This window comes from Enterobacter sp. JMULE2 (assembly GCF_013337145.1).
GTDB classification, from domain to species: Bacteria; Pseudomonadota; Gammaproteobacteria; order Enterobacterales; family Enterobacteriaceae; genus Enterobacter; species Enterobacter mori.
In genome coordinates, this window is sequence record NZ_SGWD01000013.1 from 258,497 (window position 1) to 278,626 (window position 20,130).

Here is a 20,130-nt window from a genome sequence, read left to right on the forward strand (position 1 = left end):
TTACCGAATCAGGACTTTTTCTTTTCGCGGCTATGCAGGCCACGTTTTTCCAGACCACGGTAAATCAGCTGCTGCTGGATGATTGTCACCAGGTTGCTGACGATATAGTACAGCACCAGACCTGACGGGAACCACAGGAAGAACACGGTGAAGATGACCGGCATAAAGGTCATGATCTTCTGCTGCATCGGGTCGGTCACGGTGGTCGGCGACATCTTCTGGATGAAGAACATCGTCACGCCCATCAGGATCGGCAGGATGTAGTACGGGTCCTGTGCAGACAGGTCATGGATCCACAGTGCAAACGGCGCGTGGCGCAGCTCAACGGAGCCCATCAGCATGTAGTACAGCGCAAGGAAGATTGGCATCTGAATCAGCAGCGGGAAGCAACCACCCAGTGGGTTTACTTTCTCTGCTTTATACAGGGCCATCATCTCCTGACTCTGACGCTGTTTGTCATCGCCCAGACGCTCACGCATAGCCTGAATCTTCGGCTGCAGCATACGCATCTTCGCCATGGAGGTGTACTGCGCTTTAGTCAGCGGGTACATGATGCCACGAACGATGAAGGTGATAACGATGATGGAGAAGCCCCAGTTACCCAGGAAGCTGTGGATGAACTTCAGCAGCTTAAACAGCGGCTGAGAGATGAACCACAACCAGCCGTAATCGACGGTCAGATCCAGGTGCGGCGCAACAGCAGCCATTTTGTCCTGGATTTCCGGGCCGACCCACAGGGTGCTTGCCAGCTTACCGGTTTGACCCGGCTGAACCAGAACCGGCTGAGACTTGTAGCCGATGGCGGCAATACCGTTGCCCAGGTTCGCGGTGTAGAAGTTATTCGTACCGTCGTTATTCGGGATCCACGCGGTCGCGAAATACTGCTGCAGCATGGCCACCCAACCGCCTTTGGAGCTGACGTTCAGGTTTTCGTTATCGGCAATGGTGTCGAATTTGTATTTCTCGTACTTCGCATCAGGCGTGGAGTACGCCGCGCCGCGGAAGGTATGCAGCGCAAAGTTGCTGCTTCCGGTGTCACGGTGGGACGGCAGATTGATGGACTGCTTCAGCTGACCAAAGGTCGAGATTTCCAGCGGTTTCTCACCGGCGTTCTGTACGCTGTAACCCACGTTCACCGCATATTCACCGCGTTTCAGGGTGAAGGTTTTGGTGAAGGTGTTGCCCGCGGCGTCGGTATAGGTCATCGGGATAGCGAGTTCGTTCTGACCATCGGCCAGCACAAAGGTATCACTCTCGACGGTATACAGCGGACGCGCGCCGTTAGCCGGGTTATCCGGGCCATCACGACCGGTCAGGCCGCTCTGAGCCTGATACAGGAACTCAGGTGTGGTTTCCAGTAACTGGAACGGTTCGGTAGACTTCAGCTCTTTCGGGTAGGTCAACAGCAGCGCCTGCTCAACATCACCACCACGGGTGTTGATAGTCAGCTCAAGCACATCGGTCTTAACCGTAATCTGTTTCCCCTGGCCACTGGCCGGTACGCCCTGGTCGGCGGCACTCCCCTGGCTGCTCGTCGTCTGCGTGGTCTGCTGCTGGGGTTGAGGATTTTTATCCTGTTCCCATGCTTGCCAGATCATGAAAGAGACGAACAACAAAGCGATGATAAGAAGATTGCGTTGCGAATCCATCGTTAGTGTTCTCTGGTATCAAAGGGTCCTGGAGGGACGGGGTCGTCTCCACCTGGGTGTAAAGGGTGGCATTTTAATACGCGTTTCACCGTCAACCAACTGCCTTTTATCACTCCAAACCTGCGCAATGCCTCAATTCCGTAGCTTGAGCATGTTGGCGTGAAACGGCAATGTGGCCCGAGTAGCGGACTAATCAGGCGCTGATAGACCCGAATGAGGGCTATCAGGACCCGTGAGCCAGGCGACAGTGGCGGCGCCATAATTTTTCCAACGCTTCCGAGAGAGCATGGTTATCGAGGTCGGCAACCCCCCTTTTCGCCACCACCACGAAATCCATAGAAGGCAGTTCGTGTTGACGTAAACGGAAGCTTTCACGCGTCAGACGTTTAATCCGATTGCGTTCATGCGCACGCTTAACATTTTTCTTGGCGACTGTGAGACCGATGCGGGGATGCCCCAGCGAATTTTGGCGGCCGAGGATGGTGATTTGCGGCGTGCCAGCCCGTTGTGGCTGCTGGAAGACGAAAGTGAAATGAGTGGGAGTTAACAAACGTAACTCCCTGGGAAATGCTAGCTTAACCACTCAGGGGTTAGCTTTATTACTTGGAAACGGTCAGACGAGCGCGGCCTTTAGCACGACGACGTGCCAGAACCTGACGACCATTTTTAGTAGCCATACGAGCACGGAAGCCGTGAGAACGGTTGCGCTTCAGTACAGACGGTTGAAAAGTGCGTTTCATGGCGATTTCTACCTAAACTTGAATAAATTCACTGACTTTTGCGTATACCCGAACGAGTTTCGAACGACTAACGCCTCAGCGTGGGTGATTAAAGAGGCCGGATTGTAATAATTGTACACTCCGGAGTCAATTCCTCTTTCCTTATTTCCCGCGTATTTCCGCACGTTTTCGCGTGGAAAATGAGCAACGGACGACGCAGGAAGATGAGCATCACGCGCCGGGTCGAGGATTATACGGGCTCCCGAACAAAGCGCAAGGATCGTCCCGGATCTTCGTTAGATCATTTAAGCAATAAATTGTCTGTGCTCATTAATTTTTCCAATATGCGGGCTAAATCGTGGGGCACTCGCGTCAGGATCGTTTACACTTACCCGGTTTCGGATCTTCCTGTGGATAAATCGGGAAGAATCTGTGAGAAACAGAAGATCTCTGGCTCAGTTTAGGCTATGATCCGCGGTCCCGATCGGGATCCCAGGATCCTGGTCAGGATTAAATTGCAGATAGCAATTCGCACATCCCCCTTTTGCACAGGGTCATGTCGATGTGCGCCAACAATCATGAATATTCAATAGTTTTCTTTTATTGTTCGAGTGGAGTCCGCCGTGTCACTTTCGCTTTGGCAGCAGTGTCTTGCCCGATTGCAGGATGAGTTACCAGCCACAGAATTCAGTATGTGGATCCGCCCGTTGCAGGCGGAACTGAGCGATAACACGCTGGCTTTGTATGCGCCAAACCGTTTTGTGCTCGATTGGGTAAGGGACAAGTACCTTAATAATATCAATGGACTGCTGAACGATTTCTGCGGGTCAGATGCCCCACAGCTGCGCTTTGAAGTGGGCACAAAGCCGGTCACCCAAACCGTACGTGAAACCGTGAACGTAGCCGCGCCAGCTCAGGCCGCTCCTGCTCCGGCCCCTCGCGTCGCACCTGCTCGTCAGGGCTGGGATAACGTCCCTGCGCCCGCTGAGCCAACCTATCGCTCTAACGTTAACGTTAAGCACACCTTCGATAACTTCGTTGAAGGTAAGTCGAACCAGCTGGCGCGCGCGGCGGCCCCGTCAGGTTGCTGATAACCCCGGTGGTGCTTATAACCCGCTGTTCCTTTATGGCGGCACGGGTCTGGGTAAAACGCACCTGCTGCATGCAGTGGGTAACGGCATTATGGCGCGCAAGCCTAATGCGAAAGTGGTGTATATGCACTCCGAGCGCTTCGTTCAGGACATGGTAAAAGCCCTGCAAAACAATGCGATCGAAGAGTTTAAACGCTACTATCGTTCCGTTGACGCCCTGCTGATCGATGACATCCAGTTCTTTGCCAATAAAGAACGATCGCAGGAAGAATTTTTCCATACCTTCAACGCCCTGCTGGAAGGCAATCAGCAGATCATTTTGACCTCGGATCGTTATCCAAAAGAGATCAACGGCGTTGAAGATCGTCTGAAATCCCGCTTCGGCTGGGGCCTGACCGTGGCGATCGAGCCACCGGAGCTGGAAACCCGCGTCGCGATCCTGATGAAGAAAGCCGATGAAAACGACATTCGCCTGCCGGGTGAAGTGGCGTTCTTTATTGCCAAGCGTCTGCGCTCCAACGTGCGTGAGCTGGAAGGCGCGCTGAACCGTGTGATTGCCAACGCCAACTTCACCGGTCGTGCGATCACCATCGATTTTGTGCGTGAAGCGCTGCGCGATTTGCTGGCATTGCAGGAAAAACTGGTCACTATCGACAATATTCAAAAGACGGTGGCTGAGTACTACAAGATCAAAGTGGCAGATTTACTGTCTAAACGTCGTTCCCGCTCGGTGGCGCGTCCGCGTCAGATGGCGATGGCGCTGGCAAAGGAGTTAACCAACCACAGTCTGCCGGAAATCGGCGATGCGTTTGGTGGCCGTGACCATACGACCGTGCTGCACGCTTGTCGTAAGATTGAGCAGTTACGCGAAGAAAGCCACGACATAAAGAAGATTTTTCCAATTTAATCAGAACATTATCATCGTGACGCTATGAAATTTACCGTTGAACGTGAACATTTATTAAAACCGCTGCAACAGGTGAGTGGCCCATTAGGTGGCCGCCCAACGCTGCCTATTCTCGGAAACCTGCTGCTTCAGGTCGCGGACGGTACGCTGTCGCTGACCGGCACGGATCTGGAAATGGAAATGATCGCGCGCGTTACGCTGACTCAGCCGCACGACGCGGGCGCGACCACGGTTCCGGCACGTAAATTCTTTGATATCTGCCGTGGGCTGCCGGAAGGCGCTGAAATCGCCGTGCAGCTGGAAGGCGACCGTATGCTGGTGCGTTCTGGCCGCAGCCGTTTCTCGCTCTCCACGCTGCCTGCTGCAGACTTCCCGAATCTGGACGACTGGCAGAGCGAAGTTGAATTCACCCTGCCACAGGCGACGATGAAGCGTCTGATTGAAGCCACGCAGTTCTCCATGGCGCATCAGGACGTTCGTTACTACTTAAACGGCATGCTGTTCGAAACCGAAGGTGAAGAGCTGCGTACCGTAGCCACCGACGGCCACCGTCTGGCGGTCTGTTCTATGCCGATTGGCGATTCACTGCCAAACCATTCGGTGATCGTGCCGCGTAAAGGGGTGATTGAGCTGATGCGTATGCTCGACGGTGGCGACACGCCGCTGCGCGTGCAGATCGGCAGCAACAACATCCGCGCACACGTGGGTGATTTTGTCTTCACGTCTAAGCTGGTTGACGGTCGTTTCCCGGATTATCGCCGCGTATTGCCGAAGAACCCGGACAAAACGCTGGAAGCAGGCTGCGACAGCCTCAAGCAGGCTTTTGCTCGTGCGGCCATTCTCTCTAACGAGAAATTCCGCGGCGTGCGCCTGTACGTGAGCGAAAACCAGATCAAAATCACCGCTAACAACCCGGAGCAGGAAGAGGCAGAAGAAATTCTGGACGTCACCTACGCCGGAACCGAGATGGAAATCGGCTTTAACGTCAGCTACGTGCTGGATGTGCTCAATGCGCTGAAGTGCGAAAACGTGCGCATCCTGCTGACCGACTCCGTTTCAAGCGTACAGATTGAAGATGCGGCCAGCCAAAGCGCGGCTTATGTTGTCATGCCAATGAGACTGTAATGTCGCTCACCCGTCTGTTGATCCGCGACTTTCGCAATATCGAAAGCGCGGATCTCGCTTTATCCCCTGGCTTTAACTTCCTGGTTGGCGCAAACGGCAGCGGCAAAACCAGCGTGCTGGAAGCCATCTATACGCTCGGCCACGGTCGGGCGTTTCGCAGTTTGCAGATTGGTCGCGTCATTCGCCATGAGCAGGAATCCTTTGTTCTGCACGGGCGTTTGCAGGGCGCAGAGCGGGAAACCGCCATCGGCCTGACCAAAGACAAGCAGGGCGACAGCAAGGTGCGCATCGACGGCACCGACGGCCATAAAGTGGCGGAGCTGGCGCTGCTGATGCCAATGCAGCTGATCACGCCGGAGGGGTTTACTTTACTCAACGGCGGCCCCAAATACAGAAGAGCGTTCCTCGACTGGGGATGCTTTCACAACGAAGCCGGTTTCTTTAACGCCTGGAGCAACCTGAAGCGCCTGCTCAAGCAGCGTAACGCTGCGCTGCGCCAGGTGACACGTTACGCCCAGCTGCGTCCGTGGGATATGGAACTCATTCCCCTTGCGGAACAAATCAGCAACTGGCGTGCCGAATACAGCGCAGGTATCGCCGAAGACATGGCCGATACCTGCAAACAGTTTTTACCCGAATTCACTCTCACCTTCTCCTTCCAGCGCGGCTGGGAGAAAGAGACGGATTATGCCGAGGTGTTAGAGAGAAACTTCGAGCGCGATCGCATGTTGACCTACACCGCGCACGGCCCGCACAAGGCGGATTTCCGCATTCGTGCCGACGGTGCGCCGGTGGAAGATACGCTGTCGCGCGGGCAGCTCAAGCTCCTGATGTGCGCGCTGCGCCTGGCACAGGGAGAGTTTCTCACCCGCGAAAGCGGAAGGCGCTGCCTGTACCTGATAGATGATTTTGCCTCGGAACTCGACGACGCGCGGCGCGGGCTGCTTGCCAGCCGCTTAAAAGCCACGCAGTCGCAGGTTTTCGTCAGCGCCATTAGTGCTGAACACGTTATAGACATGTCGGACGAAAATTCGAAGATGTTTACCGTGGAAAAGGGTAAAATAACGGATTAACCCAAGTTGAAATGAGCGAGAAACGTTGATGTCGAATTCTTATGACTCCTCCAGTATCAAAGTCCTGAAAGGGCTGGATGCGGTGCGTAAGCGCCCGGGTATGTATATCGGCGACACGGATGACGGCACCGGTCTGCACCACATGGTATTCGAGGTGGTAGATAACGCTATCGACGAAGCGCTCGCGGGTCACTGTAAAGACATCGTGGTCACCATCCATGCGGACAACTCCGTCTCCGTCACTGATGATGGTCGTGGCATCCCAACCGGTATTCACCCGGAAGAGGGTGTATCTGCTGCGGAAGTGATCATGACCGTCCTGCACGCAGGCGGTAAATTCGACGATAACTCCTATAAAGTTTCCGGCGGCCTGCACGGCGTAGGCGTCTCCGTGGTTAACGCCCTGTCGCAGAAGCTGGAGCTGGTTATTCAGCGCGAAGGCAAAATTCACCGTCAGCTGTATACTCACGGCGTGCCGCAGGCCCCGCTGGCCGTCACCGGCGATACCGACAAAACCGGTACCCTGGTACGTTTCTGGCCGAGCCATGAAACCTTCACCAACGTCACCGAATTCGAGTACGACATCCTGGCGAAACGCCTGCGCGAACTGTCGTTCCTGAACTCCGGCGTGTCTATTCGCCTGAAAGATAAGCGTGACGGCAAAGAAGACCACTTCCATTACGAAGGTGGTATCAAAGCGTTTGTTGAGTATCTGAATAAGAACAAAACGCCAATTCACCCGAATATCTTCTATTTCTCTACCGAAAAAGACGGTATCGGCGTGGAAGTGGCGCTGCAGTGGAACGACGGTTTCCAGGAAAACATCTACTGCTTCACCAACAACATTCCACAGCGTGACGGCGGTACGCACCTTGCGGGCTTCCGTGCGGCGATGACCCGTACCCTGAACGCCTACATGGACAAAGAAGGCTACAGCAAGAAAGCGAAAGTCAGCGCCACCGGTGACGACGCCCGTGAAGGCCTGATTGCCGTGGTCTCCGTGAAGGTGCCGGATCCGAAGTTCTCCTCACAGACCAAAGACAAGCTTGTCTCTTCTGAGGTGAAATCGGCGGTTGAACAGCAGATGAACGAACTGCTGAGCGAATACCTGCTGGAAAACCCGTCCGACGCGAAAATCGTGGTGGGCAAAATTATCGATGCGGCACGTGCCCGTGAAGCGGCGCGTAAAGCCCGTGAAATGACCCGTCGTAAAGGCGCGCTGGACTTAGCAGGCCTGCCGGGCAAACTGGCTGACTGCCAGGAACGTGACCCGGCGCTGTCTGAACTCTACCTTGTGGAAGGGGACTCCGCGGGCGGTTCTGCGAAGCAGGGCCGTAACCGTAAGAACCAGGCGATCCTGCCGCTGAAGGGTAAAATCCTCAACGTTGAGAAAGCCCGTTTCGACAAGATGCTCTCTTCTCAGGAAGTGGCGACCCTCATCACCGCGCTGGGCTGCGGCATCGGCCGTGACGAGTACAACCCGGACAAACTGCGCTACCACAGCATCATCATCATGACCGATGCGGACGTCGACGGCTCGCACATCCGTACGCTGCTGTTGACCTTCTTCTATCGTCAGATGCCTGAGATCGTTGAGCGTGGCCACGTCTACATTGCACAGCCGCCGCTGTACAAAGTGAAGAAAGGCAAGCAGGAACAGTACATTAAAGACGACGAAGCGATGGATCAGTACCAAATCGCGATCGCGCTTGATGGTGCGACCCTGCACGCGAACTCTCACGCCCCTGCACTGGCCGGTGAGCCGCTGGAGCGTCTGGTGTCCGAGTTCAACGCCACGCAGAAAATGATCACGCGTATGGAACGCCGTTATCCGAAAACGCTGCTGAAGGAGCTGGTTTATCAGCCAACTCTGACCGAAGCCGATCTGAGCGACGAGCAGACCGTGACCCGCTGGGTGAACGCTCTGGTGACCGATCTGAACGAGAAAGAGCAGCACGGCAGCATGTGGAAATGCGATATCCAGCAGAACGCCGATAAGCAGTTCGAGCCTATTATTCGCGTGCGTACCCACGGCGTTGATACCGACTACCCGCTGGAACACGAGTTTGTGACCGGTCCGGAATACCGCCGTATCTGCTCGCTCGGCGAGACGCTGCGCGGGCTGATCGAAGACGATGCGTTCATCGAACGTGGCGAACGTCGTCAGCCGGTAGCCAGCTTCGAGCAGGCGCTGGACTGGCTGGTGAAAGAGTCCCGTCGTGGCCTCGCGATCCAGCGCTATAAAGGTCTGGGCGAAATGAACCCGGACCAGCTGTGGGAAACCACCATGGATCCGGAAAGCCGCCGCATGCTGCGCGTCACCGTTAAGGACGCGATTGCTGCGGACCAGCTGTTCACGACCCTGATGGGCGATGCGGTTGAGCCACGTCGTGCCTTCATCGAAGAGAACGCCCTGAAAGCGGCAAATATCGATATTTAACCGTCGTTATACCGCACGAAAACTGGCCGCGCTTTTAGCGCGGCTTTTTTGTGGGCGCAGGCATATCCAGCGACATCACGGACGGTAAACGGCTCGCCAGCGTATCTATCGCCATTCTTACCCTCAGCGGCAGATGCGGCGTCTGCTGCCACACCGCATGAACGTTGAAATGCACATCCGGCGCCTGCTTCAGGAGCGGGACGAGCTTACCCTGATGAATATCTTTGACGACCATCCAGCAGGGCAACCATGCAATGCCGTGTCCGGCCAGCGCAGCGTCGCAGATCGCCTGCAAATCATCCATATTGAGCGACGATCGGGGCGTAAAGGTGTGCGATGTTCCTTCGCTATCCATCAGCTGCCAGGACAACACTCTGCCTGCGCGCAGATAGTTAATGGCCGTATGCAGGGGTAAATCATTAACGCTTTGTGGCTGGCCTTTCTTCAGCAGATACTCCGGCGCGGCGCACAGCACCATGCGGTGTTCCCCCAGCTTTCTGGCGACCAGCACGCTGCTGTCCTGAAGCGTGCCGTTCCGCACCGCCATATCAAACCCTTCCTCCACAAGATCCACCACGCGGTCGCTGAATGACATTTCAAGCTCAAGCCCGGGGTGTTCCTGCGCCAGCGCGATCAGCAGCGGGGCGACGCACTGGCGACCAAACAGCACCGGCATGGCAACGCGCAGGCGACCGCTGACCTGCTGTTTCCCGGTTTCAAGCAGCGATTCCGCACCCCGAATCTCCTCCAGCGCGCGCAGGCAGCGTTCATAAAAAAGGGCGCCGTTATCGGTAAGACTCTGGCTGCGGGTGGTGCGTTGAAACAGGCGTACACCAAGCCGCTCCTCGAGGCGAGCGATGCTTTTTCCTACCGCCGAGCGTGACAAATGCAGACGAATGGCGGCCTGCGAGAAACTTCCCGCCTCAACGGTGGCCAAAACAGGAATATCCTTCAGCGTATCGGTCATGGATTGTATCTATTCTGGCGTCAATAAAGAGAAAACTTATCGCCACTGGCGACACTTGGTCAACGGTAGACTATCAGGACTAAAGCTCATCTGATGGCAGGAGAAATAAAATGACAGAGACAATGCAACGCTGGTCCATGGATGCCCTCGGGCGCGAGAACCTCAAGCTGACTCAGGCACCCGTTCCACAGCCCGGCCCGGGTGAGATCCGCGTGCGGGTGAATGCCGTTGCGCTTAACTATCGCGATAAAATGGTTGTTGAAGGCACAATGCCGATCCCGCTTTCCTTCCCGTTTACCCCGGCGTCTGACATGGCGGGCGTGGTGGACAGCATTGGTGACGGCGTTGCGCGCTTCAAACCCGGCGCGCGGGTCATCTCAACCTTCTTCCCTGAGTGGATCAACGGTAAGCCGCAGGCGGACGCGCGCAATCTGCCCTATAAAACGTCCGGCGGATACTTCCAGGGCATGCTGGCCGAGTATGTGATTGTGAAGGAAGACGCGCTGGTGGCCTCTCCGGAGACCCTGGATGACGCCGAGGCCAGCACGCTGCCCTGCGCAGGGCTTACCGCCTGGTTTGCGCTGGTGGAACGCGGCCAGCTGCGCGCCGGGCAATCGGTGCTGGTGCAGGGCACGGGCGGCGTGGCGCTCTTTGCTTTGCAAATCGCAAAAGCGCACGGCGCAGAGGTGTTTGTCACCTCGGGAAGCGATGAAAAACTGGCGCAGGCCAAAAAACTGGGGGCTAATCAGGGCATCAACCGTCTGAAGGGTGACTGGGCTGAAAATACGCTGGCGCTCACGCAGGATCGCGGTATCGACCATATTATCGAAACCGTAGGGGGAGAGAACCTGAAGCATTCCCTGCGCGCCGTTGCCGTTCACGGGCGTATCTCCGTGATTGGCGTGCTGGCCGGGACGGAGATTACGCTCTCAGCTGGCGAACTGCTGCTGAAATCCCCCGTCATTCAGGGGATTGGCGTGGGCCACCGCCGGGCGCTGGAAGATTTCGTCCGCGCCGTGGACGTGACCGGACTGAAACCTGTGATCGAACATCGCTACCGTTTTAACGAGCTTGAACAGGCGTTTGAACACCTGGATCGCGGCGCGTTTGGCAAAATCGTCCTTACCCGCGAGTAAGTCAGCGCTCCCCGGGATTTGCGTAAAAGGGGTATTTCTGTTGCGCAATGTAGCTCTATTTTTGTGGGCTTAATCGCGTTAGCATGAGGCAGCACTCATTTATCCCGGGGATCTCATGGCTATCAAACTCATTGCAATCGACATGGACGGCACGCTGCTGCTGCCAGACCACACCATCTCTCCAGCCGTTAAAAACGCGATCGCCGCCGCCCGCGCGAAGGGCGTGAATGTGGTCCTGACCACGGGCCGTCCGTATGCGGGCGTACACAGCTACCTGAAAGAGCTGCACATGAATCAGCCGGGCGACTACTGCATCACCTACAACGGTGCGCTGGTGCAGAAAGCCGCAGACGGCAGCACGGTGGCGCAAACCGCGCTGAACTATGATGACTACCTGTTCCTGGAAAAACTGTCCCGTGAAGTGGGGTCGCACTTCCACGCGCTCGATCGCAACACGCTGTACACCGCTAACCGCGACATCAGCTACTACACGGTGCATGAATCCTTTGTCGCGACGATCCCGCTGGTGTTCTGTGAAGCCGAGAAGATGGACCCAGCGACCCAGTTCCTGAAAGTGATGATGATCGACGAGCCTGAAATCCTGGATAAAGCCATCGCACGCATTCCGGCGGAGGTAAAAGAGAAGTACACCGTGCTCAAAAGCGCGCCATACTTCCTCGAAATCCTCGATAAACGCGTCAATAAAGGCACTGGCGTAAAATCGCTTGCTGATGCGCTGGGTATCAAACCGGAAGAGATCATGGCGCTGGGTGACCAGGAAAACGACATCGCGATGATTGAGTTCGCGGGCATGGGCGTGGCGATGGATAACGCCATTCCATCCGTGAAAGAAGTGGCCAACTTCGTAACCAAATCCAACCTGGAAGACGGCGTTGCCCACGCGATCGAGAAATTTGTGCTGCAGTAACGCTTATTTTTAATTATCAGCCTCGGTTATCAACCGGGGCTTTTTTTTGCGCTGAATTTATTGAATTGTTCTTTTTGTGATCTTGATTGTAGTACAACATTAAGTGATTGTACTACATTACCACCACAGCAAAGACGAACTCCCTCACGTTTGTACTGCAAAAGTGAGGTGAAATTCAGCGGTCGCGGTAAAGTAGTGATGGACATACAGAGCACAAGGACTCTCCATGACTCTCAATAAAACCGATCGCATCGTCATCACGCTGGGCACCCAGATTGTGGGGGGCAAATACGTTCCCGGTTCACCGCTGCCAGCAGAGGCCGAACTGTGCGAAGAGTTTGAAACCTCGCGCAACATCATCCGGGAAGTATTCCGCTCGCTGATGGCGAAGCGGTTGATTGAAATGAAGCGCTATCGCGGTGCGTTTGTTGCCCCGCGCAACCAGTGGAACTACCTCGATACCGACGTTCTGCAGTGGGTGCTGGAAAACGACTACGACCCAAGGCTTATCGGTGCGATGAGCGAGGTACGAAACCTGGTGGAACCGGCCATCGCCCGCTGGGCGGCGGAGCGCGCAACGTCCGGCGATTTGGCGCAGATTGAGTCGGCCCTGAACGACATGATCGCCAATAACCAGAACCGGGAAGCGTTTAACGAGGCGGATATTCGCTACCACGAAGCGGTGCTGCAGTCGGTGCATAACCCGGTATTACAGCAGCTTAGCGTGGCGATCAGCTCGCTACAGCGAGCAGTATTTGAACGTACCTGGATGGGCGATGAGGCCAACATGCCGAAAACGCTCCAGGAACATAAAGCGCTGTTCGATGCGATACGGCATCAGGATGGCGATGCGGCAGAGCAGGCGGCACTTACCATGATCGCCAGCTCGACACGAAGGTTGAAGGAAATCACATGACATCTCGCTACATCGCAATTGACTGGGGATCGACCAATCTGCGCGCCTGGCTTTATCAGGGCGAGCAGTGCCTGGAGAGCAGGCAATCAGAAGCAGGCGTGACGCGCCTGAACGGTAAATCCCCCGAGGCGGTGTTAGCAGAGGTCACACAAAACTGGCGCGATAGCGCCACGCCGGTGGTCATGGCGGGTATGGTCGGCAGTAACGTAGGCTGGAAAGTCGCGCCTTATCTGCCGGTTCCCGCCCACTTCTCCGCTATTGGCGAGCAGTTAACGTCCGTTGGCGACAATATCTGGATTATTCCCGGCTTGTGCGTCTCTCGCGACGATAACCACAACGTGATGCGCGGCGAAGAGACGCAGCTGCTTGGCGCGCGCACGCTTTCTCCTTCTTCTGTCTACATCATGCCTGGAACGCACTGCAAGTGGGTCCAGGCTGATGCTGAGCAAATCCACGATTTTCGCACCGTGATGACCGGCGAGCTGCACCATTTGCTGCTCAACCACTCGCTGGTGGGAGCCGGTTTGCCGGAACAGGAAGCCTCGTCACAGGCGTTTGCTGCCGGGCTTGACCGTGGGATCGCTTCTCCTGATGTTTTGCCGCAGCTTTTTGAGGTTCGCGCCTCGCACGTGCTGGGAAATCTCCCGCGCGAGCAGGTCAGCGAATTTCTCTCCGGCCTGCTGATTGGCGCAGAAGTCGCCAGCATGCGTGATTTCATCGCGCACGAGCAGGCCGTCACCCTTGTCGCCGGCGCATCGCTGACGTCGCGCTACGAGCAGGCGTTCCGCGCCGTTGGGTGTGATGTTGCAACGGTATCCGGCGACACGGCATTTCAGGCAGGAATAAGGAGCATCGCTCATGCAGTGGCAAACTGATCTTCCCCTTATCGCGATTTTGCGCGGCATCACGCCCGATGAGGCGTTAGCCCACGTCGGTGCGGTTATCGACGCCGGATTCGACGCGGTTGAAATCCCGCTCAACTCGCCGGAGTGGGAAAAAAGCATTCCGGCCGTGGTGGAGGCGTTCGGTGAGAAGGCGCTGATTGGCGCAGGCACCGTGCTGCACCCGGAGCAGGTGGATGAACTGGCGAAAATGGGCTGCAAGCTTATCGTCACGCCCAACATTCAGCCTGAGGTGATCCGCCGCGCGGTGGGTTACGGCATGACCGTCTGCCCGGGATGCGCCACCGCCACGGAAGCCTTTACTGCCCTCGATGCGGGCGCGCAGTCGCTCAAAATTTTCCCGTCGTCGGCCTTTGGCCCTGACTACATCAAAGCCCTGAAAGCGGTCTTACCCGCCAGCGTGCCGGTCTTTGCCGTGGGCGGCGTAACGCCAGAAAACCTGGGCCAGTGGATGAGCGCGGGCTGTGTGGGCGCGGGGCTGGGCAGCGATCTGTATCGCGCCGGGCAGTCCGTGGAACGTACCGCACAGCAGGCAGCAGCATTTGTGAAAGCGTATCGAGAGGCAGTGAAATGAAAATAACCAAACTCACCACGTACCGTTTACCCCCGCGCTGGATGTTCCTGAAAATCGAAACCGATGAAGGCGTTGTAGGTTGGGGCGAACCGGTAATTGAAGGACGCGCGCGCACCGTTGAAGCGGCGGTTCACGAGCTGGGTGAATACCTGATTGGTCAGGATCCGGCGCGCATCAACGACCTGTGGCAGGTGATGTACCGCGCGGGCTTCTACCGCGGGGGACCGATTCTGATGAGCGCCATCGCCGGTATCGACCAGGCGCTGTGGGATATCAAAGGCAAAGTGCTGGACGCGCCGGTCTGGCAGCTGATGGGCGGCCTGGTGCGGGACAAAATTAAAGCCTACAGCTGGGTCGGCGGCGACCGTCCTGCGGAAGTGATCGACGGCATCACGCAGCTGCGCAACATTGGCTTTGATACCTTCAAGCTCAACGGCTGCGAAGAGATGGGCATTATCGACAACTCGCGTGCGGTGGATCGCGCGGTGAATACCGTGGCGCAAATCCGTGAAGCCTTCGGCAACGAGATCGAGTTTGGTCTGGACTTCCACGGCCGCGTCAGCGCGCCGATGGCCAAAGTGCTGATTAAAGAGCTGGAGCCGTATCGCCCGCTGTTTATCGAAGAGCCGGTTCTGGCAGAGCAGGCGGAATACTATCCGAAACTGGCTGAACAGACGCACATTCCCATCGCGGCGGGGGAACGCATGTTCTCGCGCTTCGAGTTCAAGCGCGTGCTCGAAGCGGGCGGCATTGCGATCCTGCAGCCGGACCTCTCCCACGCGGGCGGCATCACCGAATGCTACAAAATTGCCGGGATGGCCGAAGCCTACGATGTGGCGCTGGCGCCGCACTGTCCGCTCGGGCCGATCGCGCTGGCAGCCTGTCTGCATGTGGACTTTGTCTCCCGCAACGCCGTGTTCCAGGAACAGAGCATGGGGATTCACTATAACAAGGGCGCGGAGCTGCTCGATTTTGTGAAAAACAAAGAAGACTTCAGCATGGAAGGCGGTTTCTTTAAACCGTTAACGAAGCCGGGCCTTGGCGTAGAAATTGACGAAGCCAAAGTCATTGAGCTCAGTAAAAACGCGCCAGACTGGCGTAACCCGCTGTGGCGTCATGAAGATGGTTCCGTAGCCGAATGGTAAAGCCGGATGGCGCTACGCTTATCCGGCCTACTCTCCCGTAGGCCCGGTAAGCGCAGCGCCACCGGGCAATAAAAACGTACATACAAAAATATAACCCTCTGTAAATTACAGGGCATGGTGAGCGGCTTCGCTATGCCCAAAATCTGGAGACAGATTGCGATGGATATTCCAGTTACTGCTGCAAAAACCGGGCGTCGCCGCTACCTGACGCTAATCATGATCTTTATTACCGTGGTCATTTGCTATGTCGACCGCGCCAACCTTGCCGTGGCATCGGCCCATATTCAGGAAGAGTTTGGCATCACCAAAGCGGAAATGGGCTACGTCTTCTCGGCGTTTGCCTGGCTGTATACGCTCTGCCAGATCCCCGGCGGCTGGTTCCTTGACCGCGTGGGTTCACGTCTGACCTACTTTATCGCCATTTTCGGCTGGTCCGTGGCGACCCTGTTCCAGGGCTTTGCGACCGGGCTGATGTCGCTGATTGGCCTGCGCGCGATCACTGGGGTTTTCGAAGCGCCCGCGTTTCCCACCAATAACCGCATGGTGACCAGCTGGTTCCCGGAACATGAACGCGCCTCCGCCGTCGGCTTTTACACCTCCGGGCAGTTTGTCGGCCTGGCGTTCCTGACGCCGCTGCTGATCTGGATCCAGGAGCTGCTGAGCTGGCACTGGGTGTTCATCGTCACCGGTGGGATTGGCATTATCTGGTCGCTGATCTGGTTCAAGGTTTACCAGCCGCCGCGTCTGACCAAAAGCATCACCAAAGCCGAGCTGGACTACATCCGCGACGGCGGTGGCCTGGTGGATGGCGATGCGCCGGTGAAAAAAGAGGCGCGCCAGCCGCTGACCAAAGCGGACTGGAAGCTGGTCTTCCACCGTAAGCTGGTAGGCGTTTATCTGGGCCAGTTCGCGGTGACCTCCACGCTGTGGTTCTTCCTGACCTGGTTCCCGAACTATCTGACCCAGGAGAAGGGCATCACGGCACTGAAAGCGGGCTTTATGACCACCGTGCCGTTCCTCGCGGCGTTTTTCGGCGTGCTGCTCTCCGGCTGGCTGGCCGATAAGCTGGTGAAAAAAGGCTACTCGCTGGGCGTGGCGCGTAAAACGCCGATTATCTGCGGGCTGCTGATCTCAACCTGCATCATGGGTGCCAACTACACCAACGATCCGGTGTGGATTATGACCCTGATGGCGGTGGCGTTCTTCGGTAACGGTTTCGCCTCTATCACCTGGTCGCTGGTGTCGTCCCTCGCGCCGATGCGGCTGATTGGCCTGACCGGCGGCGTGTTCAACTTTGTCGGCGGGCTGGGCGGGATCACCGTACCGCTGGTCATCGGCTATCTGGCGCAAGACTACGGCTTCGGCCCGGCGCTGGTCTATATCTCTGCCGTGGCGCTGATCGGGGCACTCTCCTACATCCTGCTGGTGGGCGATGTGAAACGAGTAGGCTAATCCCTGCGGATGTTTTACCCTGATGCACTCACCGTGCATCAGGGTATCCTCATGAAACAAATCACCTTCGCTCCCCGTAACCATCAGCTCACCAATATTAATACCTGGACGCCGGACAGCCAGTGGCTGGTCTACGACGTACGCCCGTCTGGTGCGTCATTTACCGGCGAAACCATTGAGCGGGTCAATGTCGCTACGGGTGAGGTGGAGGTGATCTATCGCGCCACTGACGGCGCGCATGTTGGCGTGGTGACCGTTCATCCCGCACAGGAAAAATACGTCTTTATCCACGGCCCGAAAAAACCGGATGCAGACTGGCACTATGATTTTCATCATCGTCAGGGAGTCATTGCCTGTAACGGTCAGGTGAGCAATCTTGACGCGATGGATATCACTGCGCCCTACACCGCAGGCGCGCTGCGCGGCGGCAGCCATGTGCACGTCTTTAGCCCGAACGGGCAGCTCGTCAGCTTCACCTATAACGACCACGTGCTGCACGAGCGCGATCCGAAGCTCGATTTACGCAACGTCGGCGTGGCCGCGCCTTTCGGCCCGGTGAACCCGCAGGGGAATCATCCGCGTGAGTATCCGGGAACCTTCTGGAGCGTGCTGGTCAGCCGCACCACGCCCAACCCACAGCCGGGCAGCGATGAAATCAACCGCGCCTATGAAGAGGGCTGGGTAGGCAACGACAGGCTGGCGTTTATCGGCGACACGCTGTCTGAAAAGGGCGTAAAAGTACCCGAGTTGTTTATTGTCGCGTTACCGCAGGACGAGCAGGGCTGGAAACGAGCGGGTGATGCGCCTCTGCAGGGAACGCCAGAGACGCTGCCAGCGCCACCTGCCGGGGTGATGCAGCGTCGATTGACCTTCACTCACCAGAACCGTTATCCGGGGCTGGTGAACGTGCCGCGCCACTGGGTTCGCAGTAATCCGCAGGGAACGCAGATCGCGTTTCTGATGCGGGATGATAACGGCACTGTGCAGCTGTGGTTGATCTCTCCTGAGGGCGGCGAGCCGCGCCAGTTAACCCATACGGAGAGCGGGATCCAGTCTGCGTTTAACTGGCACCCTTCCGGGAACATGCTGGGATGTGTGCTTGAAAACCGGATCGCCTGCTGCGACGCGCAGACCGGAGAGGTGACGTTTTTGACGTCCGATCGCGGTAATCCACCGTCTGCGGATGCGGTCGTGTTCTCGCCTGACGGGCTTTCTATCGCCTGGATGGAAGAGACGGACGGTTTCCGCCAGCTGTGGCTAACGGAAACCGCTGAGGACTAACGCGGGGGCATTGCAGCGGGCGGGATGACGGCGTTGGTCGCCAGATTTTCCTGCTCGCTTTTCTCAACGCGTGAGCGCACGGAACTGTCCGTGCGGAACATGTCCCACGGAAGCAGCAGCGTATCGGCGACTGCCGTGAAAGGCATATCCAGGATAACCAGAGATTTGGTTCCCCAGTTTGTGTCGTCATCGGAAATCATGGCCGCACTGGCGCGCGTCCCCGGATATGTTCCTTCTTTACCGCCGGTGTGAGACATCACGCTCGAGCACCCGCAAAGTAATACCACCCCGCTGAACGCTGTCAGCTTTATCAGAACATTTTTCATCATCACTCAGTCATCGTTAATAACACTGCATCGACCTGCAACTCAGGGTTATAGCGAGCCTTACCCTAAATGAATAGCCCGAAAACCCCGCACTGTGGCAGCCATCGCAATTTAACTCTTTGTGCTGTTGTCCCAGTCTAAGCGACAACCCGCAAAGTGCAAAAAAATCTCACATCAATACGCTTGAAAAGCCCGTATCCAGACCCATTTTAAGAATGTGGCCCGATAACGAACTCGCCTGATGGGTGTTCGGGGGCACAAAGGCCTGTCCATGGTGGAAGGCTACATTTTCTCGCTGATTTCAGGAGTTTTATTTATGCGTAACTTCGATCTTTCTCCGCTATACCGTTCTGCAATTGGTTTTGACCGCCTGTTTAACCATTTAGAAAATAACCAAAGCCAGAGCAACGGCTACCCTCCATACAATGTTGAGCTGGTTGACGAAAACCACTACCGCATCGCTATTGCCGTCGCCGGTTTTGCAGAAAACGAACTGGAGATCACCGCGCAGGACAACCTGCTGGTGGTGAAAGGTTCCCATGCGGCCGAGCAGAAAGAACGTACCTACCTTTATCAGGGCATCGCCGAGCGCAACTTTGAACGCAAGTTCCAGTTAGCCGAGAACATTCACGTTAAAGGCGCGAACCTGGTTAACGGCCTGCTGTTTATCGAACTGGAACGTGTGATTCCGGAAGAGAAAAAACCGCGCCGTATCGAAATTAACTAATTACGCGGGTCGCGTGAGCGGCCCACCCTGAATTGCTTGCCGTAACGGGAGCATATGCGAATCCGCAAGGGTTTGCAGGAACAACTGCGCACAAAATTAAACTGTGCCGAACTCGCTTCTCAGAAGGAGATTTAGTATGCGTAACTACGATTTATCCCCCCTGCTGCGTCAGTGGATTGGTTTTGACAAACTGGCTAACGCCCTGCAAAGCACCACCGAGCAACAGACGTTTCCGCCGTACAATATCGAAAAAAGCGACGATAACCACTATCGCATCACCCTTGCGCTGGCCGGTTTCCGCCAGGACGATCTGGATATTCAGCTTGAAGGCACGCGTCTGACCGTTAAGGGGACGCCGGAAAAACAAGAGACCGAGACCAAATGGCTGCATCAGGGGCTGGTTAATCAGCCGTTTAGCCTGAGCTTTACCCTGGCAGACCATATGGAAGTGTCCGGCGCGACGTTTACCAACGGGCTGCTGCATATCGACCTGCTCCGCAACGTGCCGGAAGCCATCGCGCCGCAGCGTATCGCCATTAGCGAGCGTCCGGCGTTGAATAGTTAATAGACTTTTTTGCCGGGTGGCGGCTATGCCTTACCCGGCCTACAAATCCTGCCGCTCCTGTAGGTCGGGTAAGGCGCAGCCGCCACCCGACAATACTCACAGACTGCACGAAGCCCTGCCACGGCAGGGCTTTTTTGTGCGCCATCGCCCATACAATCCCATCCGGCTCTGAGAGAATCCTTAACATAACTAAGGTTATGCACAGGA

Annotated in this window: 19 protein-coding genes, 1 pseudogene and 1 other annotated feature; of the genes and pseudogenes, 14 read left to right on the forward strand and 6 right to left on the reverse strand. The window is 56.4% G+C overall.

Translation table 11 applies throughout. From position 1 onward, the window contains the following. Window positions 1-8 precede the first annotated feature (8 nt). From yidC to rpmH, 4 genes are read right to left on the reverse strand one after another with little or no spacing between them, the layout of a single operon-like run. On the reverse strand, window positions 9-1,649 hold the full coding sequence (gene yidC / locus EXW94_RS13440) for a membrane protein insertase YidC (protein WP_089598331.1): 1,641 nt from the start codon (window positions 1,647-1,649) through the stop codon (window positions 9-11). A gap of 2 nt (window positions 1,650-1,651) precedes the next feature. Beyond that, window positions 1,652-1,909: a membrane protein insertion efficiency factor YidD gene (gene yidD, locus EXW94_RS13445; RefSeq protein WP_001307474.1), complete on the reverse strand. Its 258-nt coding sequence runs from the start codon at window positions 1,907-1,909 to the stop codon at window positions 1,652-1,654. Beyond that, complete coding sequence (gene rnpA / locus EXW94_RS13450; protein WP_174340304.1) at window positions 1,873-2,232, reverse strand: ribonuclease P protein component; 360 nt, start codon at window positions 2,230-2,232, stop codon at window positions 1,873-1,875. The genes yidD and rnpA overlap by 37 nt, the downstream gene beginning before the upstream one ends. A 16-nt stretch (window positions 2,233-2,248) precedes the next feature. Then, entirely contained in the window at window positions 2,249-2,389 is a 141-nt protein-coding gene (gene rpmH, locus EXW94_RS13455; RefSeq protein ID WP_000831330.1) for a 50S ribosomal protein L34, read from the reverse strand. Window positions 2,390-2,991: 602 nt separating this feature from the next. Between rpmH and dnaA the strand changes: the two are divergent. The 4 genes and pseudogenes from dnaA (at window position 2,992) to gyrB (ending at window position 9,004) form a co-directional block, all read left to right on the forward strand. Next, a pseudogene (dnaA, locus tag EXW94_RS13460) lies at window positions 2,992-4,386 on the forward strand (chromosomal replication initiator protein DnaA). A gap of 4 nt (window positions 4,387-4,390) precedes the next feature. Continuing rightward, on the forward strand, window positions 4,391-5,491 hold the full coding sequence (dnaN, locus tag EXW94_RS13465; RefSeq protein WP_010426557.1) for a DNA polymerase III subunit beta: 1,101 nt from the start codon (window positions 4,391-4,393) through the stop codon (window positions 5,489-5,491). Continuing rightward, a complete protein-coding gene (recF, locus tag EXW94_RS13470; protein WP_174340305.1) occupies window positions 5,491-6,564 on the forward strand; it encodes a DNA replication/repair protein RecF in 1,074 nt (357 codons plus the stop codon). Before dnaN ends, recF begins: the two co-directional genes overlap by 1 nt. A gap of 28 nt (window positions 6,565-6,592) precedes the next feature. Beyond that, window positions 6,593-9,004, forward strand: a complete 2,412-nt coding sequence (gyrB, locus tag EXW94_RS13475) for a DNA topoisomerase (ATP-hydrolyzing) subunit B (RefSeq protein WP_089598329.1) — start codon at window positions 6,593-6,595, stop codon at window positions 9,002-9,004. 34 nt (window positions 9,005-9,038) lie between these two features. Here gyrB and EXW94_RS13480 read toward each other — a convergent pair whose 3' ends face one another. Beyond that, window positions 9,039-9,971 (reverse strand): LysR family transcriptional regulator, encoded by a 933-nt coding sequence (locus tag EXW94_RS13480; RefSeq protein WP_174340306.1) that lies wholly within the window; start codon window positions 9,969-9,971, stop codon window positions 9,039-9,041. Between the two features lie 110 nt (window positions 9,972-10,081). Here EXW94_RS13480 and EXW94_RS13485 point away from each other — a divergent pair, with 110 nt between their 5' ends. From EXW94_RS13485 to EXW94_RS13520, 8 genes are all read left to right on the forward strand, one after another. Then, the gene (locus EXW94_RS13485; protein WP_174340307.1) at window positions 10,082-11,107 is read left to right on the forward strand and encodes an NAD(P)-dependent alcohol dehydrogenase; all 1,026 of its coding nucleotides are present in this window, start codon (window positions 10,082-10,084) and stop codon (window positions 11,105-11,107) included. Between the two features lie 115 nt (window positions 11,108-11,222). Next, window positions 11,223-12,035: a sugar-phosphatase gene (yidA, locus tag EXW94_RS13490; RefSeq protein ID WP_172701413.1), complete on the forward strand. Its 813-nt coding sequence runs from the start codon at window positions 11,223-11,225 to the stop codon at window positions 12,033-12,035. A 226-nt stretch (window positions 12,036-12,261) separates the two neighbouring features. Continuing rightward, complete coding sequence (gene dgoR, locus EXW94_RS13495; protein ID WP_003861109.1) at window positions 12,262-12,951, forward strand: D-galactonate utilization transcriptional regulator DgoR; 690 nt, start codon at window positions 12,262-12,264, stop codon at window positions 12,949-12,951. Beyond that, the gene (locus EXW94_RS13500; RefSeq protein WP_174340308.1) at window positions 12,948-13,826 is read left to right on the forward strand and encodes a 2-dehydro-3-deoxygalactonokinase; all 879 of its coding nucleotides are present in this window, start codon (window positions 12,948-12,950) and stop codon (window positions 13,824-13,826) included. The genes dgoR and EXW94_RS13500 overlap by 4 nt, the downstream gene beginning before the upstream one ends. Further along, a complete protein-coding gene (locus EXW94_RS13505; protein ID WP_042714333.1) occupies window positions 13,810-14,427 on the forward strand; it encodes a 2-dehydro-3-deoxy-6-phosphogalactonate aldolase in 618 nt (205 codons plus the stop codon). Before EXW94_RS13500 ends, EXW94_RS13505 begins: the two co-directional genes overlap by 17 nt. Further along, complete coding sequence (gene dgoD, locus EXW94_RS13510; protein ID WP_174340309.1) at window positions 14,424-15,572, forward strand: galactonate dehydratase; 1,149 nt, start codon at window positions 14,424-14,426, stop codon at window positions 15,570-15,572. The genes EXW94_RS13505 and dgoD overlap by 4 nt, the downstream gene beginning before the upstream one ends. 114 nt (window positions 15,573-15,686) lie before the next feature. Further along, entirely contained in the window at window positions 15,687-17,024 is a 1,338-nt protein-coding gene (locus EXW94_RS13515; protein WP_108417245.1) for an MFS transporter, read from the forward strand. Window positions 17,025-17,075: 51 nt separating this feature from the next. Then, window positions 17,076-18,305: a DUF3748 domain-containing protein gene (locus EXW94_RS13520; RefSeq protein ID WP_174340310.1), complete on the forward strand. Its 1,230-nt coding sequence runs from the start codon at window positions 17,076-17,078 to the stop codon at window positions 18,303-18,305. Here the strand turns inward: EXW94_RS13520 and EXW94_RS13525 are convergent. Beyond that, complete coding sequence (locus EXW94_RS13525; protein WP_010426547.1) at window positions 18,302-18,634, reverse strand: YceK/YidQ family lipoprotein; 333 nt, start codon at window positions 18,632-18,634, stop codon at window positions 18,302-18,304. The two genes, EXW94_RS13520 and EXW94_RS13525, sit on opposite strands and share 4 nt — an antisense overlap. A 248-nt stretch (window positions 18,635-18,882) precedes the next feature. Continuing rightward, window positions 18,883-18,954 (forward strand) — a sequence feature (ROSE (Repression Of Heat Shock gene Expression) occurs in the 5'-region of heat shock genes and acts as an RNA thermometer to modulate expression.). Here EXW94_RS13525 and ibpA point away from each other — a divergent pair. Both ibpA and ibpB read left to right on the forward strand, forming a co-directional pair. Next, window positions 18,948-19,358 carry a small heat shock chaperone IbpA gene (gene ibpA / locus EXW94_RS13530; protein WP_010426546.1) on the forward strand — a complete coding sequence of 137 codons (411 nt, stop codon included), beginning with the start codon at window positions 18,948-18,950 and terminating at the stop codon, window positions 19,356-19,358. Its footprint overlaps the feature before it by 7 nt. Window positions 19,359-19,494: 136 nt before the next feature. Further along, a complete protein-coding gene (gene ibpB / locus EXW94_RS13535; protein WP_010426545.1) occupies window positions 19,495-19,923 on the forward strand; it encodes a small heat shock chaperone IbpB in 429 nt (142 codons plus the stop codon). The last annotated feature ends 207 nt before the right edge of the window (window positions 19,924-20,130 follow it).